Annotated in this window: 7 protein-coding genes; 1 reads left to right on the top strand and 6 read right to left on the bottom strand. The window is 49.8% G+C overall.

The features are described 5' to 3' along the window. Window positions 1–175: 175 nt before the first annotated feature. The 5 genes from H595_RS0103695 to H595_RS0103675 form a co-directional block, all read right to left on the bottom strand. Window positions 176–1390: a threonine/serine exporter family protein gene (locus H595_RS0103695; RefSeq protein ID WP_027669982.1), complete on the bottom strand. Its 1215-nt coding sequence runs from the start codon at window positions 1388–1390 to the stop codon at window positions 176–178. Between the two features lie 237 nt (window positions 1391–1627). Then, window positions 1628–4048: a glycoside hydrolase family 31 protein gene (locus H595_RS0103690; RefSeq protein WP_027669981.1), complete on the bottom strand. Its 2421-nt coding sequence runs from the start codon at window positions 4046–4048 to the stop codon at window positions 1628–1630. 1 nt (window position 4049) lies between these two features. Continuing rightward, entirely contained in the window at window positions 4050–5939 is a 1890-nt protein-coding gene (locus H595_RS0103685) for an alpha-amylase family glycosyl hydrolase (protein WP_027669980.1), read from the bottom strand. A 100-nt stretch (window positions 5940–6039) separates the two neighbouring features. Then, entirely contained in the window at window positions 6040–6933 is an 894-nt protein-coding gene (locus H595_RS0103680) for a hypothetical protein (protein ID WP_027669979.1), read from the bottom strand. 289 nt (window positions 6934–7222) lie between these two features. Next, on the bottom strand, window positions 7223–9205 hold the full coding sequence (locus H595_RS0103675; protein WP_156885914.1) for a phytanoyl-CoA dioxygenase family protein: 1983 nt from the start codon (window positions 9203–9205) through the stop codon (window positions 7223–7225). Window positions 9206–9487: 282 nt separating this feature from the next. Between H595_RS0103675 and H595_RS0103670 the strand changes: the two genes are divergently transcribed. Next, the gene (locus H595_RS0103670) at window positions 9488–9970 is read left to right on the top strand and encodes a hypothetical protein (RefSeq protein WP_051219721.1); all 483 of its coding nucleotides are present in this window, start codon (window positions 9488–9490) and stop codon (window positions 9968–9970) included. Window positions 9971–10021: 51 nt separating this feature from the next. On the opposite strand, the gene H595_RS23395 is transcribed toward H595_RS0103670, so the two are convergent. Then, window positions 10022–19807, bottom strand: coding sequence for a tandem-95 repeat protein (locus tag H595_RS23395; RefSeq protein WP_156885913.1), 9786 nt, complete (start codon window positions 19805–19807; stop codon window positions 10022–10024). Between the last annotated feature and the right edge of the window lie 26 nt (window positions 19808–19833).

Raw genomic sequence — 19833 nt, 5'->3', positions numbered from 1 at the left:
GCAATGATAAAAGTTGATAAAAAGTAAATATTTTAACTTTAGGTATGCAATTTGTGTTTTTTGTGGGGTGTTTATTGGCGAGGTATTGGCCAAACAGTGTGGGTTTGACCCGCTAGCCGGCAGCGATTAAGCCATCACAATATGCTAGCGGTAGTTCGATTAATTACAGGCTTTTCTATGGCGGTAAGGCGACGTTGGCAAATATTAGCCCGGCGACCAGTGACATAAAGATTAAGAAGGTTTGTTGGCCCACCCCGGTTGATACTACAAAATCCTGGCCTGAAATAAGCGAATTTAAGCCAATGTAGGTTTTACTGCCCGGCACCAACACAATAAGACCATGCATAGCGACAATAACGGCTGGCGCTTTGGCTAAGCGGGTAAACAGGTTACTGTAAATGCCTACAGCGAAAGCCCCAAGAAAAGCGCCTATGGTGTAGTCAAACCATGCGGCGCCTTGCACACTTACCGCATAGGCAATAAAGCCTGATGCCAAAGACCACAGGGTGTACTTGGGACGGCTTTTAAATAAAATCATTAGCGAGATGCCAAGAATGCCAATAGCTAGCCAGGCAAAGTCACGTGATATTGGCTCTGGTTTAACAAAGTCGACCTGACCAAATAGGGCAAAACCAATAGCGATACCGACAAAGGCGCCAAAATACAGCTTAAATAGCAGCATCATGGCGTCCATAATACGGGCATTGCCCGACACCAAATGGCGCGCGGCGAGTTCGGCAAAGCCCAGCGTTAGGGCCAAGCCGGGAATAAACGCAATAATGGCGGACAGCACCACTAAACGAATATTAATACCGGGGTCGATATAACGGCTAATGGCACAGGCGGCAAGTGCAGCTGACAAGGCAACCAGCGGTTCTAACATGTGCGCTAACCGGGGCGAGCGTTCGGACCACAGCATAAAGCCATAGACTAAAAGCGACAGCAAAGACGCCCACAATACGTCATTCCAACTGGTGGCCATTAGCATGGCAAAAGCCCCGCCTGACATCATCATGGCAAGTGCCGTGGGTAATTTGCCATAGGGGTTGGGGCGCGCATCTATGGCATCAAGCAGCGCATCAGCTTCATTTACGCTTACTTTGCCTTGCAACAGTTGGTCAACCAGCTCGTCAGTGCGCGATAGTGCGCCTAAATCCATGCCGCCCGGTTCAACCCGCACGGCTTGGGTATATTCTTGCTCATGGCCTTCTGTCCAAATAACGAAGATCATGGCCGTAGGTGAAATAATATAGGACGCCTTCACATCAAGGTGCAGCGCAAGCTCGTGCAGGTGAGCTTCAAGCCGATAAGCCGGTGTGCCGTATTTATGCAGCATTTTGCCCAGTTTAACGATAAATTTGCGTTTTTGCGTGAAGTCGGCGCTGTACACGTAAAGGATCCATATGGCTGTTTAAGCAGTTAATTGTAATGGAAATATTCACAGATATCAGCCTATACACTGGCTTTAGGCTAAACAAACCGGTTTATTCGTGCCAACACGCTGTGAACCCATCCATGGGTTCGTTGCAGTCCATCCCGGGCTTTAACGTTGGTTTGGAATAATCCGGCTCTCTCATAATAAAAATTAGCCTGGTTCGCCAGACGACAAGCTCACTGTTGTAGTATTTTACTTTTGTACAAGGAGTTGCACTTTGTCTGCCTGCCAATCCAGTTTTACCTTAAGCTGACGGTTGGCCTTATCATACCAAGCCACATTTTGCATACGGTTAAAGCGCGCTTGCTGCGGTACCAACTGAATATAACGGCCATCAACGCTGATATGCTCTGGTGTGGCGGTTTGGTTGTGTACCACCAGTGTGAGTTCGCGGCTTTCAGGTTTGCCGGCATAGTCACCACTGCGGCGCAGTTCAAACTTTTGCTGTTCATCTTGCTGCAGATAGTAAAAATTCAGCAGCTCAAACTGGCCTTTCGCTACGGCGTCTGGTGTTTTGCCATCGTCTTCATACATTTCGCCTTTGGCGCAGTTTACGCTGGCATCGGCGTAGTAATGTAGCGTCAGCTTTTTGCTGGAGTAATCACGCGTTGTTTGTACCAGTGGTGCCATCGGCACAAAGCTACCAGCTTTCACCAGCACGGGTATCGTATCCAGTGTTACCGGCAGCTCCACTTTGTTAGCACCGGCATAGCGCTGGCCAGAGAAATAGTCAAACCATACACCACCGGGTAACTGCACTGGCCAGCTTGTTACGCCGGGTTCTGTTACCGGTGCAACTAAGAAGGCGTCGCCCCACAGGTAGCTGTTTTTTTCTTCCATTAAATCGGTGATATTTGCTAAATCGTCGGCCATAAAAAACAGCGGGCGCATTAGCGGCATACCAGTGGTACTGTTTTGGTACGCCAGGGTATAGTTGTAGGGCAATAACTGATAGCGCAGGTTTAACCAGGGCCGCAGTGTGTCAATGGTGTGCTTATCGTGAAACACCATTTCCGGCGCGATATGCTCCTGGGCATGTGGGCGAAATACCGGCTGAAATACCCCATACTGCAGCCAGCGGATATATAATTCAGCATCAAATTGTTCGCCCCCGGCGAAGCCACCTAAGTCAGAATGAATATAGCCAAAGCCGGATAACCCCATGGTTAGCGCCAGTTCAACCTGAGGTTTAAGGCCACCCCAACTGCGCTCAACGTCGCCAGTCCAGGGCACCATGCCAAAGCGTTGGCTACCGGCGTTACCTGCACGCATCATAATAAAGGGCCGTTGCGCGGGGAAATGCTGTCGCATACCGCTATACACCATGTCAGCCCATTGATGGCCATACGCGTTGTGTACCTCGTTGGCCATGCCTATGGCGTGCACGGTATCGTCCGGGTGTACTTCTGGTTCACCTAAGTCGCCCCAAACGCCTGCCACACCTTGCTCAGCTAAGCCCTGATAAATTGGCCAAAACCAGTCGCGGGCCTTAGGGTTAAACACATCAATTAAGCCGGTGTTGCCAAAATAGAAATCAAAAGTTTTAGGCTTGCCATCTAAGCCCGGTGCAATAGCCCCTGCCGCTACGGCTTCTTGCCAGCGTTTTGAGCTGGTGAGCACAAAGGGCTCGGTAACCAAAATAGTATTAACGCCGTCGGCGGTAAAGTCGGCCAGCATTTGCTCCGGCTTGGGAAACGCATTGAGATCCCAGGCTAAATTACCCATATGGCCTTTAATATCCGGGCCAAACCAGTAAAGGTCCAGCACAATGGCATCCAGTGGCAGCCTTAGATCACGGAATTTTTTTACCACGTCGCGGGCTTCAGTTTCCGTGCGGTAACCAAAGCGTGAGGCATAGTTGCCTAAGGTCCAACGTGCAGGTAGTGGTTGGCGGCCGGTTAAGCTGGTGTAGTTGGTTACTAGTTCGGAGTAGCTGTCTGCGGCGACAACAACGTAGCTACTGCGGCCTCCTTCGGCGCTAAACTGCAGTATATCAGCTTGGCTGTTGCCTAGATCCGCTTCGCCTTTAGCTGAATTATCAAACAATAACATGTACTTATTGCTAGATATTAACAATGGCAGGCTAAAGTACATTTGGCTGGACTGGGTGCTGTAACCATAGTGCGCTTTGTTATACAACGGAAACTTCTCGCCGCGCCGGTTCATGCCTAATACCCGTTGGCCACCACCTAGCAGTTTTTCGTCCGGCGATAGCATAAAACGAAAGCCATGGCTTTGTTGCTCTGGTTGCTGTACATAGCCTTGCTCTTCGCTGAGGAGTAACTTACCGGCGCGATAATAGCTCAGCTTAATGGGCGCTTTATCTATTGTTACCTTTAAGCTGTCGCTGGCCAGGGTTAACTGGCTGGCTGTTTCACTGATATTCAGTGTTACAGGCTCAGGCTGTTGACTGATAGAAAACGACGGTAACTGTTTTACGCCGGTGGGCTGATAAAAGGCTTCTACCACATCGCTTTGAAAGAAGGTCAGGCTTAGTTGACCTTCATCGGTATTAATACTCAGCTGATTACCGTTCAGGCTATGCTGTTGGTATTGCGCCGCAAGTGTTGCACCAGAGCAGCACAGTGCCAGTAAAACAAAAAGTAACCGCATGTTAAAGCTCCAAAATTACTGATGCTAATGGCGCCAGTTGCAGCGCAACCTTACCTACGCCGTCTGTTACCTGCAAGGTATAGGCTGCGTCATTTAGCTTGTCGTGTAATGGGTGTTGGCCATCGGCCAACTGCCAGTTTGTCATAAGCGTGGCGGGAATATGTAAGTCAAACTGACTGGATTGCTGCGCATTAAAGTTACTGACGATAACTAAGCGTTGCTCGTTGTTGTAACGGGCAAATGCCAGTTGCTGTTCGCTATAGGCAGTGTTGTTGGCAAGGTTACTGCTGTGTAGCTCTACATAGTCACCCATTAACGCCGGTGCACTGGCAGTAAAGCTAAGCAAGGTTTGATAAAAATTATGCAGTGCCAGCGCTTCAGCAGACAGTGCAGCACCATCAAATTTGCCGTCGTTCATCCACGCTTGATGTTGTGGCTCACCCCAGTAATCAAAAATGGTGGTGCGGCTGGCCTTGCCAAAGCCAGCGTCGGTAGCCGCTGGCTCGCCGACATGCTGGCCAAAATACAGCATAGTAGGCGACGTGCTAATGGTTGCTGACACCACCATCGCCGGCATGCCTTTGCGGGCATCCCCGGCAAATTCCGGGCTGGCAATACGCTGCTCGTCGTGGTTTTCTAAAAAGTGCAACATGTGGTGCTCAATGTCGGCCATACGCTGTTGCGTTTCAACCAATGCCGACGTCGGGCCCTTACCTTGCATCACCCGTTTTAAACTATCGTAAAACTCCACTTTGTCGTACAGGTAGTCCATTTTGCCTAAGCGAATATAGTCACGGTATAAATGGGGCTGATACACCTCAGCCAACAGAAAGGCGTCGGGGTTGGTTTGCTTAATATGTGAGTTTAAATAGCTCCAAAATTCAACGGGTACCATTTCTGCCATGTCGTAGCGAAAGCCATCTACGCCCTTAGCCAGCCAATATTGGGTAATGTCGCGAAACTTAAGCCAGGAATCTGGCACGGTTTTGCCTTGCCAAAACGCATAGTGCGCTGGCCAGTCTTTGCTTGCGTATTCTGCGGGCAGTTGCGTGAAGTCGAAGCTGCCGTCTGGTTTTACGCCATAGTTAATTTTTACCGTTTCGTACCAGTCATCAAACGCGGGCTGTGCGGCGCGCGAGCCATTGCCTGTCCACTTTGCGGGCACTTCGTTAAACTTGCCGTCAACAGCCGGATGCGCTTCACCGCCCAGTACCTTATAGTCTGCGGGCCACTGTGGCACGCTAAACGCCTGATCAGGTACATAGTAAAAGTTATTGTCGCGGGCATAGGCAACGCTGGTGTCATCGTTGGCGCCAAAATCAGCTACACCATCAGGGGTAGACATTGATTGGTACGCACGGGCAACATGGTTTGGCACAATATCAATCAGCACTTTCATATCGTGCTGATGAGTACGGGCAATTAACTGTTCAAATTCGGCCAGCCTGTTGGCCGGGTCAAGGGCTAAATCCGGGTTAACGTTGTAATAGTCTTTTACCGCATAAGGTGAACCCGCACGGCCTTTAATCACATCCGGGTCGTCGTTACTAATGCCAAAGGCGGTGTAATCTTGCACTAATACGTGGTGTGGTACGCCGGTGTACCAAATATGGCTCACACCCATGGCTTTAATCGCATTTAAAGCTTCAGGCGTGAAGTCAGCAAACTTACCTACGCCATTTTGTTGTAGTGTACCCCAAGGGGCGTTGGTGGTGTTCTTGTTGCCAAATAAACGGGTAAACACTTGATATACCACTACCTTTGAGCCAGTTGTGGTTGGCGTCACAGTGCGTTCCTCATCTGCTGGTGTGCTTTGCTGTGGTGCCTGGCCACACGACAGCAGCAGGCTGGAGGCGACACTTAGCATCAATATGGTGGCGGTTTTACGCATAAATCTACCCTGTATAGTGTTATTTTTATACTTAACCACTGAGTGTATTACAGCTTGCAGGCAGATTTCTGCTGCATACGTATGCACTTAGTCATAAGGGTTAACGTCGTATTGGTGCTGATGCCGGTGGTGGTGTTATGTCGTGCAGCGGTCGCTGCACAAACCAGCGGCCTAAATGCCACAAAATCCACAATGACAATAACGGAAATACCAGGGTTTGCAGGCTATACACCACGATAAGTTGAATCAGCTTTTCTACCATTTCATCGAAAAAGCTTTTTACAGCCGCAAACATATCGTTGGCTTGGGTTGCCATTTGCCGTAGCCAGCTAAGTGAGCCTTCTTTGTTGCTTTGCAAGGGTTGGTCTAACCGTTGCAAGGCAAGGGTTTCACCACTGAGTGCCGCCTCAGCAGCAATGCGTTGCGGCATCAATACCCAGTCAGACAATGCAGAAACGCCAAAAGCTGCCAGCGGCACACCAATCCGGATTAGCAGTAGCAACGCGATAAAAATACGCAGTAAGTAAGTACTTGTTTTACGCCAACCGACAGAGCCAAATAAAGTTGCCGCCAGACATAATGCAATACCGCTACCAAACAGCGGCAGTGCGGCGAGTTTGCCAAACTCTAATAAAAACAACTGCAGGCCAATGGATGTCATCGCGACAACCATTAAATCAGAGTAACGCACGGCCATATCTTGTAGCGGTTTTAACAACTGCCCGGGTTTGACACTGGCAACGCCTACGCCCACTTCAGCTTCAGAAACAAAAGCAATGCCGCGGTCAATTAAGCGTGCAGTAGCGAAAGACGCGCTACTGAGCACTAAACTGTGCTGTAACGCGGCCTGCGCTTTTTGGTCTAACGGCGCCAGTGCTGGGTTTACCACGCGTTGCTGTAATACGCCGCTGTAAATTCCAACGGCTAGCGCGAAGACTAACAACAGTAATCCGCCGGTACGTTGCAGTGGAGTTAGCTTACTAAGTAATGTCATTGACGCCTCTGTAACACGTTATAGTAGGGGGGTTATGCCAGTATTGACCATTCGTCGCAGTAGATAAAGCAAAGGCGCTGCGAAGCACCTTTTCAATCGCAGGATTTCAAATCTGGTGTCGCAATGGCCAGATACTGCAAATTCAGCCCATCTTCGATTTGTTGTAGTTCCGCTAAGGTTATTTCGCGCGCCAAACAATATGCAAGTAGTTGTTTGCTGTGCTGCAGCGGCTGTTCTAACTGCTTTCGTTATGCAACAACTGCCAGTACATTGTTGATTTGTCTTGCATTCAGGCTTCACTTTTTATCGGGTAACAATTGATGTAATGCACCATGCGCGGTGTGTTTGTGGTATTTGTGCTTGCCCCATGAGGCAACGCGTGATGCCAGACAATCAAGTCTCCTGCTTTGGCAGCAATAGCTTTCACCGGCCAGTCTGCCCATTGCTGTTGCTGTAACTCAAACTCCGTTTTATTTTGGCTGTTTATCCAGTCTTCGGCCTGTAAATGAAAACCAGGCACACAACAAAAAGCCCCTTGTTGCTCAGTGGTATCTGTTAAATAAATTAAGCCCTGAGTTGCAAACTCAACAGGAACACGAAGTGGCATATCCCAATGCAAATCTGGCCCCGGGAATCTCCATTCTGCGGTTTGTGGCGGGTTAAAACTTACCCTGTCAGTGCTCATAACTAAATCGGTTCTTTGCCAAAGTTGTTCAAAGACTTGCCTTATCAGGGGCACTTTGCGGTTGGCATCTAACGCTGGATGACGAAACAGCGGCAACATGATTTTTTCACACAAATCTAAATGTTGGTACCAGCTGTGAGGATGCTCAGGCGTAGCTTTAAGATAGTGCCAGATAGCGGCTTGGCTTTGTGCGCATTGCTCAGCTGTTAGTACGCCGGGAATCACCAGATACCCCTGTTGCTGCCAAAAAGCCAGTTTTTGTTCTGACAATACCGAGGGTATTTCTTTATGTTGCTCACCAGCACTGAGGCCGAGTAAGTGTTGGTTGATGTGTTGCTTTTGTTTCGCGCTAAGTGAGAGCTTGCGTATCTCCTGTTGTAACTCAGACAGTCTGTCGCAGCGATACAGCAGCTGCAAACCCGGATGCAGGCCTAAGCCTGCCAAATCTAACAATGCTCTGTCGACTAACCATTCGTCCGCCGGTAATGCAGTGGGACGTTTCAACTTTTTGATCTGTATTTTTTGCCACAACCGGTAGAAATGGAATAGTCCTTCGACGCTTAAATCATCGCTACCTGCTAACTCAAATTCCGGAGTTTGATAACTTAATTCCCATACCGGTAGTTGCCCGGTTTGATAACTAAACTCCAGTGCAGAGCCTGGTTTGATCAGCAATTGCTTACGATATTTTGCTAAGGTAAGCTGGCTTTGTTTTTCTACCAGGCAAAACTGCTTATACACCTGAATTTCAGTACACAATTTAATGTCTACAGGGCCAGGCTCAAACTCAGGTAAGGGTAATTGGCTTTGTAATAAACCGTTTTGACCTTGAGCTAGCGCTTTAGCACTTTGCAAATCCAAACAAAACACGGGTCCTAATTTATGCTTTCGCAGTTGTTGCTGGTGTTGCCACTCCAGTTCTGCCGACAGCAATACTTGTTGTGGGATAAGGCAGCCGTCGTCTTTCAGGTAGCGCTGCAAATGAACAAAAATTTGTACCTGAGGTTCCTGTTCTAAAAACTGATTCATCGTTTCAGACAAGATGATGTCATAGCTAACGCCAGAGTCAGGCTGCCAGACGGTTGCATCGGCACATACCCAGGCTGTAATTCTGTCTTCCACGTCAAGTGTTTTACATAAACTACGAAAGCTGTCGAGGGAGAACGGGTGAATATCCAAAGCTGTTACCTGAAGCTGCTGCGCATTGAATACGCTAAGCAAAGGTAATATCAGCCAACCTAACGGACCTGTGCCAGCATACAAAACCTGTATGGGCCGTTTTGATGTCAGACGTTCCTGCACCGCCGCATAAATAGCTTGTATAAAGACCCGGCTGCGTTCAATGTCTTCGGCGCATTGGGCTGCAGTGGTTGGCGATACAGCTTTACCGCAAGGAGTAAGAGTAAAGTCTTCATCTTTATATTGATCAGGATGCAACTCCAGGCTTAGCTGTTGGCAAAGTGAATTTAGCAGTGAAATAACCAAAGGTCTGGCATCATCAGCCCCCTGACATTGTAATATCCCGCTGGAAAACTGTGCCAGCAGCTGCTTGTTCAGCTGTGGGCAACTAACGACTTCATCCTGCATAAACTGACTCCTTTGGTTCATTATTGACCATGTTATCCAATACCAGCTTGGTAATGTGGATCAGGCCTTTTCATTTCGGGGCGATTGGTTTAAGCCCCTTATGCAAACGCATTTATCTGACGCCTTCAGTAGCTTGAGTAAAAGAGTGGTAACACGCTGAGTTTCTGCTGCATATGCAAATATACACGGCTAATTAGTTAACTTTATTTTATAAAAATATAGGCTAACAGAAAAAAGTACTAATAAAGCTACTCGTTTTCAGATCAATTGACCGGGACTGTAATGATGACCGATGAACTGCGTAAAATATTAGATTTTTTCAACACTATTGGTATTAACTGGAAGTTTCAGTCGTTGCAAAAGGCGGGTTTTTTACCAGGAGTTCAGATTGAAAATGGTTGCTTGCGTATTGCCCCAGAGCAACTGGCGAATCCGGGAGATTTGCTGCATGAAGCCGGCCATATTGCGATAATGCCGACAGCTAGCCGGCACTTTCTGCAGGATGATGTGAGAATATCTGCTGGCCAGGGAGCGGCTGAAGAAATGGCGGCTATTGCCTGGTCCTGGGCTGCATTAATGGCCTTGCAGTTACCTCCAGAGTTTTTGTTTCATCCTGATGGTTATAAAGGTAGTTCAGCTGCTTATATCACGGCGTTTTGTGAGCAGGGGGGCTTTGGTCACCCGTTGTTAAGCTGGTATGGCTTGTGCCTGCCTGCCGGACAAGCCGATGGTTACCCTAAAATGCAATGTTGGTTGCGGGCTTAGTAGCGTATTAGTATCTAACAACACCGGAGGCAGAGCCTCCGGTGTTGGTGATTAGAACGAGTAACTCACGCCCAACATCAGATTGTCTGCGTTGTTGCGGTCGAGCTTATAGCGGGTAAAGCTGGCTTGTGCGGTGAGCTTGTCACTGATGCGATAGCCGGTGTTTAGCGCCCAGTAGATATCAGTGCCGTCATGTTTATTGTTGATAACGGCGGTGCCTGCCTGACTGGTTTGGCTGCTTTTCCAGCTAAACACGCCCGCTTGCGCGGCGAGGTGCCAGTTATTGAATTGCCAAAAGCGGTAAGACGCGCCCAGACGAGCGCCTTCGGCCAGTATGGGGCCCACGTTGGCGATAGTCTGGTGCAATTGTTCGGGCGTTAAGGTTTCAGCTTGTAATGCAACTGAGGTATCGCCTAAGTCGACATAATAGGCTTGTACCGCCAGCTGGTCATTGAAGGCATAACTGGCCCCCAGCGACCAACTGGTGTCGCTGTTATCCAGGCTCAGTAAGCTTACATTGTCCGGTAAGCGGCTTTGCAATTGGGCACTACTTTGCTTCGCCTTGCTTTGGCCAATAAAACCATCAAGGCTCCAATTGGCCTGGGCATTAAAACTTAAGGCACTCAGTAAGGTGGCAATAACCGCCACGCCTGGCTTACGACGCAGCACCAGCAACATAGACAACAGTAACAACGGCCAGCCATTGAATGTACCGCCAGACGATTTATTCACCACAGTAATCACCTCATACGCTTTTACGGTAACTGTCACGGTAGCTGCACTGCTGTTACCACGGCCGTCACTGACGGTAAAGCTAATGGTGTCATTACCGTCAAAGCCGGTGCGCGGAACATAACGCAAGGTTTGCTCTGGGGTAATGGTCACCACGCCCTGTGTTGCCGTGGCGGTTGCAATGGTGAGTGTATCGTTATCAGCATCGGTTGCTGTGGCCAGCACATCAATCACAATGGCGGTTTTATCGTCGGTGTTGACGCTAAGGTTATTCACCACGGGCGCGCGGTTGTAGTACACCGACACGTTAACTGTGGCACTGCCGCTGCCGCCCTGACCATCACTGACACTGTAACTTAAGGTATCCGGGCCAATAAAGTCATTATCCGGCGTGTACCACAGGCTTTGGCCATCTTCACTGATAGTGACAGTACCAAAGTACGCACTGGCCAGGTTGATGATTAAGTTATCATTGTCTGCATCACTGTCATTCGCTAATACATTTAGCAGATGCGGCTGATTCCACAGCAGGGTGTAGTTGTCATCAACGGCAACCGGTCGTGCGTTACTGCTAACTAATACTGCTACACCGCCCGGGTCAACAATGCTGCCGTTAACAATACCATCTGCATCATTCGGTCCGCCATCTTCAATAGTCAGCTGCACACACCAATGTCCGGCGGTTAAGCCGCTCTGCCAGCTACTGTCACCCGGTGGTGGGCAGTATCCCGGCTCACCGGCACTGCTAAACAGGCCATTGTTGGCGTTGCTGACAAAGTTAGCCCAACCGTTTTCTGCAGTGTACTTACGATACACGGCATTCAATGGCAGCGGCTGACGCTGAGGTAACACAATACTGAAGCTGTCACCAGCCGTTGGCAGGCCTAACAGGATAAAGTCAAATACGCCGCCGATATTATCGGCTTGCATATCTGGCTCCAGCCATTGTTGGTCGCCATCCAAGAGCTCAATACCACCGCCATTGCCGATGGCGGCTGTAGCGCCTTTACGCAGACAAATGCCTGGCTCACCTTCAGCCACAAAGGCGTTGATGATAGCCAATTGCTCAGGGATAACGTTGCAATCAAAGCCCGGGTCCAGATAATCCGCAATTCCGTTGCCGTTGGCATCACCCAGCCCTTCAACATTGTCGGGTATAAGGTTGTTATTGCTATCGGCGTCGGTTAATACCGGCAGGGTATCGCTGATTTGCAGATACAGTTCACTGGTATTGCTAAGCGCTGGCGTGGCATTGTCGGTAGCGGTTATCGCCAGGCGATACACACCTGCGCCAAGGCTGGCCGGGTCAAACACAAACTGATTACTGCTGCCTGCCTGATTTACCAGTGCGGCATCGGCTTGCCAAACGGTAGTTACGCTATCGCCCGGATTAGGATCTGCCACCACCGCTGTTACGGTAACAACACCCTGATCTTTGCCAAACAGCAGGCGCTGAACATTTTGCTGGCTAGCGGTTAGGCTTAAAGCGGGAGCTAAGTTTTCATCCACTACGCTTATCACAGTTCTGCTTGTTGCACCACGATTCAGGCTGCTATCTAGTGTAATCACAATCTCTTTACTGCTGACTGTTGTGAGGTCGGCAAACACGTCAAAACTGACTGTCGCCTGTGTTCCTGACACAATTTGTACTTCACCTGCAGTAAGGTTGTGATCGGTTAAGTTAGCGCCTGAGCCACTAATGGTGTATGCGACATTAACCGGATAGCTAGGCGACTTGCCATTTAGCAACACGCTGAACGAGACCCTGCTGTTATTGATAACCACTTGGTTTTTACTTAACGAGACCAGTGGTTTAACTTGTAGCAACTGGGTTGCAGTGCTGCGAACGCCTGCTGCATCGCTTGCTTGCCAATACAACTGGTGTGTACCCGGTGCAAACAATGGTGTGCCGTTTAGCAGTGAGACTGCAATGCGGTTGCCATTGCTATCCACTGCCGTTGCCACACCTAAATCGACTTTAGTGAACAAGCCGGTGGCATTTACGGTTAAGTCAGCAGGTACTGTGATCACCGGTGCTGCCGGGTTACTGCCGTCAATAAGCACGGTTACGTTGGCACTATCGCTTAGTTCGCCGTCGCTGATGCTGTAGCTCAGTGAGACATTACCACTGAAGTTCTCAGGCGCGGTTAACTGCAGTTGACCGTTAAGTATCACTACCTGACCAATGCTGGTTTTAGCAGCCGTGATGCTTAATGTGTCGCTGTTGGCGTCGGTGTCATTGGCCAGTACATCCAGCAGATAGACACCATCGACAGTGAATGTCTGTATCAGGTTATCATCTGTTGCAACAGGGGCTGCATTCACACGGGTGACTTCTATGTTAAATGCATCCAGCGAGGCTGACAGCGAGCCATCAGACACACTGATCACAATACCGCTGGTAGTACCCACATCAGCCGCCACTGGGGTACCGGTTAGGGCGCCGGTAGTGGTATCAAACGCAGCCCAGCTTGGTTTGTTGGTAATACTAAAGGTTAACGTATCATCTTCTGGGTCAGTTGCCGTTGGCATAAAGCTGTAGGCGGTGTCCTGTGCCACGGTGGTTGCCGGCATGCCGCTAATCACTGGTGCGCTGTTGACGCTGGTGACTTCAAGATTAAACGCTGGCAATGCCGCTGATAGCGTGCCATCAGACACACTAATGACAATACCCGTGGTGGTGCCAACATCTGCTGCCACCGGGGTGCCGGTTAAGGCGCCGGTGGTGGTGTTAAAGGCCGCCCAGCTTGGTTTGTTGGTAATACTAAAGGTTAACGTATCATCTTCTGGGTCAGTTGCCGTTGGCATAAAGCTGTAGGCGGTGTCCTGTGCCACGGTGGTTGCCGGCATGCCGCTAATCACTGGTGCGCTGTTGACGCTGGTCACTTCAAGATTAAACGCTGGCAATGCCGCCGATAGCGTACCGTCAGACACACTAATCACAATACCGCTGGTAGTGCCCACATCTGCTGCCACTGGCGTGCCGGTTAAGGCGCCGGTAGTAGTATTAAAGGCCGCCCAGCTGGGTTTGTTGGTGATGCTAAAGGTTAGTGTATCGTCATCAGCATCGGTGGCCGTTGGCACAAAGCTGTAAGCGGTGCCTTTAACCACTGACGTGGCTGGCGTACCGCTAATTACGGGCGCGCTATTGACGCTGGTGACTTCCAGATTAAACGCTGGCAATGCTGCTGATAGCGTACCGTCAGACACACTAATCACAATACCCGTGGTGGTGCCAACATCTGCCGCCACCGGCGTGCCGGTTAAGGCGCCGGTAGTGGTGTCAAAGGCCGCCCAGCTGGGTTTGTTGGTGATGCTAAAGGTTAGTGTATCGTCATCTGCATCGGTGGCCGTTGGCACAAAGCTGTAAGCGGTGTCTTTAACCACTGACGTCGCAGGCGTACCGCTAATTACGGGTGTATCGTTGACGTTAGTCACGGTAAGGTTAAACACCGGCAATGACGCACTAAACTCGCCGTCTGACACACTGATAGCAATCGCGGTAGTGGTGCCAACATCACTGTTAGTGGGGGTACCCGTCATGCTGCCGGTTGCAGAATCAAAGGTTGCCCAACTTGGTTTGTTAACAATGCTAAAGGTTAAGCTGTCATCATCAGGGTCGGATGCCGTTGGCGTAAAGCTATAGACTGCATCCTGTGCCACCGTGGTTGCAGGCGCGCCACTAATTACGGGTGCATCATTAGTATTATCCACGGTAATGCTGAATGCAGGCAACGAGGCCGTTAAATCAGCATCAGACACTGTAATTACAATGTTTGTTGTTATGCCAACATCGGTATTGGTTGGCGTACCGGTTAGTGCGCCACTGGCGGTATCAAAAACAGCCCAGCTGGGCTTGTTAGTGATACTAAACGTTAGATCGTCGCCATCAACATCCTCTGCTGTTGGCATAAAGCTGTAAGCATTGTCTTGTGTTACCCGTGTTGCAGGCGTGCCGTTAATAGTGGGCGCATCATTAACGTTAGTTACTGTCAGGCTAAAGGCGGGCAGGGTTGCGCTTAAGCTGCCATCTGACATCGAAATAATGATACCTGCGCTAGTACCCACATCTGCATTACCCGGTGTGCCGGTTAAGGCGCCGGTTACACTATTAAAGCTGGCCCAGACGGGTTTATTGCTAATGCTAAAAGTTAGCGTGGTGCCGGGATCGGCATCAGTTGCAGTAGGGATAAAGCTGTATGTCGCATCCTGCGCAACTATGGTTGTTGGTGTGCCGCTAATGGTTGGCGCATCATTAACGTTAGTCACTGTCAGGCTAAAGGCTGGCAGAGCCGCGCTTAAGCCGCCATCTGACACCGAAATAACGATACCGGTGCTAGTACCCACATCTGCATTACCCGGTGTGCCGGTTAAGGCGCCGGTGGCACTATTAAAGCTGGCCCAGACGGGTTTATTGCTAATGCTAAAGGTTAGGGTACCGTTATCGACATCACTGGCGGTTGGCGTGAAGCTGTAAAATGCATCTTGTACCACGGTGGTTGCCGGGCTACCGCTAATCGCAGGGCCATCATTAACCGCATTTACCGTGATAGTAGAAGCGATATTGATCATGCCACTGTTAGAGCCACCATTGTTAGAACCACCACTGTCCAGGGCGCGAACTAAGGTTACAATTCTATCTGCTGCACCGGGGTTTTCGCTGGTATTTCTATAGGTAATACTGTTAATTACCGCGGGCATATCTGCCGGATCGATGTCTGCTGCGCCGATATAAATAGTTGCCGTAGTACCAACAAAGCTAACGTCGAAGTTTAATGGTCGGCCCACGTCCAATGGTGTTGCACCTATCGACGCAATATCCTGGCGCACTACCATAGGTAACTCTTCGCCGTAGATATTTAGAATTTCATTTTCACCATCCACCACGTTGGTGATGCTCAGATAAAAGCCTTCGATAGTCTGGCTGAACTCTACCGCGTTACCACTGGCGTTACTGAATATTGCAACCGCAGCACCGTTTTCGGTATAGCTTGGGTTTAACGCGGTAACAGTAAACACCGGTGGGTCATTAATATCGGTAATAGTGAGTATGGCAATTGCATTGGTACTGGCGCCTTCGTCATCGGTAAAGGTAATACTGATGCTGGCATCGCTGCCTGGCTCATCACTGCTGGAGCTAAACGTAAGTTGTTGCAATATTGCATCAACATCGGCACTGGTAGGCGTTTCGCCGTTTGCGTTGGTAAAGCCTAAGCTAAGTTGACCCACAACACTGCTGTTCACACTGGCAATGCTTTGACCGTTTTTCAGCAGGGTGTTACCAGCTAAGCTGATACCATTGTCATCGTTAAAGCCAAAGATATCTGTAGTTATCGCGCCGCCTTGGCGTACCAGAATAAGCTGAGCGCCGCTATAATTTCCGGCGCCGCCGTTAAGTGCGTCTAACTCGGCATCGCTTACCGTGGCATTGCTGTCTATCGGCACGCCAACGTCACCTTCAACATAGTTAAAGCCGCCGTCAACATTACTCAGCACAGGCGTTGCATTGCCTTCAACAGAACCAATATCAACAATACCGCTGATACGCGTGCTGCCATTGGCATCTACGGGTAATGCCTCGGCAGTGTTGGTGTCGTTATCCAAATCGAACGTATCAAGCGGTAGGTTAGCATTGCTGCCAGCTGCCACTAAGGCACTACCGCTTAATGGGCGGTGGGTAAGTACCTTACCTGCGGCGTTAAAGGCCAGGTTGCCCAGCAGCAGGTTGTCAGTACCCTGGTTGTTTAAGCTGTTGGTATCACTGACAATATCAACAAAACTACTAAAGTAGCTGTTAATGGCACTGGTCACCGGCCCACTGGTGTCTGCCAGCGTACCACCGGTTGCTAATGCTGAACCGTTATTGCCCGCCGTCGCGCCGGTGCCGGCCATATTGCCGGCCACCACGGTATTAACAAAATTCACCGTGCTATTGGCCGAGACACCACCGGTGGTGCCTACCGCTGCATTACCCACAATGGTGCTGTTGTAGAAGTTACCTGTTGCATCACTAAGACGCACCGCACCGCCGGCAGAAAACTCGCCATTTGTTCTATTGCCACTTAGTGTGCTGTTTACTGTGTTTATCGTAGCGCCGTTCAGCGCATAAATAGCGCCACCTTGCGCGCTCTCGCCTGAGGTATAGTTACCCGATAAGGTGCTGTTAATCAGGTTTAGCACGGTAGCGTTGTCTGCCAGATAAATAGCGCCACCATGTGAGTCAGTATTGTTTCCGCTTAATCTCGAATTGATAAGCGTCAGGCTTGCGCCCTGCACTGCATAAACTGCCGCGCCAGAAATAGCATTGTTGTAGCTGATTTCGGCGTTCTTTGTAGTTAGGCTGCTACCAGCGTCCATGTAAATTGCACCGCCAGAAGCGGCAGAGCCGCCCGTTAGGGCCATCGACTCAATGGTAATGTCGGTGACATTGGCGTTCATGGTTAGCACGCGGCCATTGTTTCCACCGAAAATAGTCACATCTCTTGTGCCGTTATTATCTGTATCGCCATCCAGCGTCACACCACTCTGCGCCATTACCAGAGGGTTGTTGCCACCTAAGTTAATCGTGCCGCCCTGGTTACCGGCGGTGCTGTTATCAAAATCAAAAGTAATGGTATCGCCACTGCGCGCATAATGCAGCGCTTCACGCAGGCTTAAGCCATCACCGTCGTTTTTGTCAGTATCAAAGTCGGTGTCTATGGTGGCATCCAGACCGGTGTCTGACGGTGATGTTGCCAGTAGGGTGGTAGCCGTAACCGTCAGGGCGATATTATCAGTATCGCTGTTGCTGAACGCATCGGTAGATGTGACAGATATAGTGAAGTCACCGTTGCCATCCGGGGTGTAAACCAGCGTGGCCAGCACATCATTTACGTTTGCTGACAGGCCTTGAATAGACACACTGCCGCTATTATTGCCGGTAATGGTCATGCAGGCTGCAGCAGCTTCGTCGACATAAAAACTGCCGCTACTGACGCTAAGCACGGTAGTTAGATCACTGGTTTCGGTTACGCTGATAAGATTGGCGCCGACAAACGGTAGCGTGTCTACGGTACTAACACTTACCGAGGCCGGCACATTGTTTACCGGTGCTGACAAATCCTTGGTCAGATAATTCAAAACATTCCGGGTGTTACCTGCGGTGTCTGTCAGTGTAAAGCTAAGTGTAATTGAACCGTCAGCCAGACCGGATAGATCTATGCCGGTAAATTGTTGTGCAGCATCAGTAATTGCCAGATTAGACGCTGTTACTGCGGTGCCACCACCACTACTGCTAATGCTATAGCTGGCCGTGGTGCCAGTTTCTGCACCGTTAAGCGTTACACTCAGTGCTGTCTGGTTTTCGGTGGTTACCTGATTTTGGTCAAAAGCGGCATAGTTAATAGCAGGTACTGTGGTGTCAATGGTTATGCTTAGCGCAGCGGATGCCACTGATGTATTGCCAGCAGTATCAGCGGCTAGTGCGATAATGTTGTGGTTGCCTTGAGATAATACGCCACTGGTTAACGACCAGTTACCTGAGCCATCTGCAGTAGTATTGGCCAAGGGGCCATCAACGGAAGAAGCCAGGCTAACAGTGCTATTGGCTTCTGCAACACCAACAAAAGTAGGTGTGGTGTCAAAGGTGATATTGTCGGTGCTGGATGCTCCTGTATCTGAGTCTGTCGTAAGATCGGGTACCGAAGGCACATCAGGCGCTACCGCATCAACCAGCACGGCAGTGGTTGCCCCAACGCTATTTAACGTGAGCGTGGCATCGTTATTTACGGCATCTCGTAAGGTGCCACCATTGGCGGCCAGGGTGCCAATGCTAATACCATCCGTGTCGCTATCGCCAGTTTGCACGGTATAGCGGAACAGTAACGCCGAGGTACCGCTACCACTTATGTAAGTGGCTTGCCGAGTTGTCGCGCCGACGGTAATGGCTAATTGCGGTGTACTTCCGCCGGTATTTACCGTGATGTTTTCACTAAAGTTAATCGTAAAATCAAGGTTTTGCCCACTGACGTAAGTGGCATTGGCCGGTACGGAAACAGAAGCCACAGCAGGTGCTGAGGCATCAACCAACACGGAGGTGGTTACCCCTCCACTATTTAACGTGAGCGTGGCATCGTTATTTACGGCATCTCGCAAGGTGCCGCCATTGGCAGCCAGGGTGCCAATGCTAATACCATCCGTGTCGCTATCGCCAGCTTGCACGGTATAGCGGAACAGTAACGCCGAAGTACCGCTACCACTAATGTAAGTGGCTTGCCGAGTTGTCGCGCCGACGGTAATGGCCAATTGCGGTGTACCTCCGCCAGTGTTTACCGTAATGTTTTCACTAAAGTTAATCGTAAAATCAAGGTTTTGCCCGCTAATGTAAGTCGCATTGGCCGGTACGGAAACAGAAGCCACAGTAGGTGCTGCGGCATCAACCAACACGCCGGTGGTTGCTCCTACGCTATTTAAGGTTAGCGTGGCATCATTATTTACGGCATCTCGTAAGGTGCCGCCATTGGCGCTCAAGGCTCCAATAGCAATACCATCGGAATCAGACTCTCCCGCTTGAACGGTGTAACGGAATAATAAAGCACCGGTTCCCGAACCACTTTGATAGGTTGCTTGACGAGTTGTCGCGCCAACCGTAATGGATAATTGTGGTGTACCGCCTCCGGTATTAACGGTGACGTTTTCATTAAAGTTAATGCTGAAATCCAGGTTTTGTCCTGCGGTATAAGTAGCATTAGACGGAACAGTGACGGACGTAACTGCTGGCGCAGTTGCATCAACAAATACCGAGGTTGTTGCCCCCACACTATTGAGGGTCAGGTTAGCATCATTAGAAGCTGAGTCACGTAAGGTACCGCCATTCGCACTCAAAGTGCCGACAGCAATACCATCGGAATCAGACTCTCCCGCTTGAACGGTGTAACGGAATAATAATGCACTGGTTCCCGAACCACTTTGATAGGTTGCTTGACGAGTTGTCGCGCCAACAGTAATGGATAATTGTGGTGTACCGCCTCCGGTATTGACCGTCACATTGTCATTAAAATTAATCGTGAAATCTAAATTCTGGCCTGAGATATAGGTTGCGTTCGCAGGAACACTAACGCTACTCACAGTTGGTGCAACTCCATCAATAACAA

Source organism: Rheinheimera baltica DSM 14885, from assembly GCF_000425345.1.
Lineage (GTDB): Bacteria > Pseudomonadota > Gammaproteobacteria > Enterobacterales > Alteromonadaceae > Alishewanella > Alishewanella baltica.
This window is presented reverse-complemented; position numbering and strand designations above follow the sequence as displayed.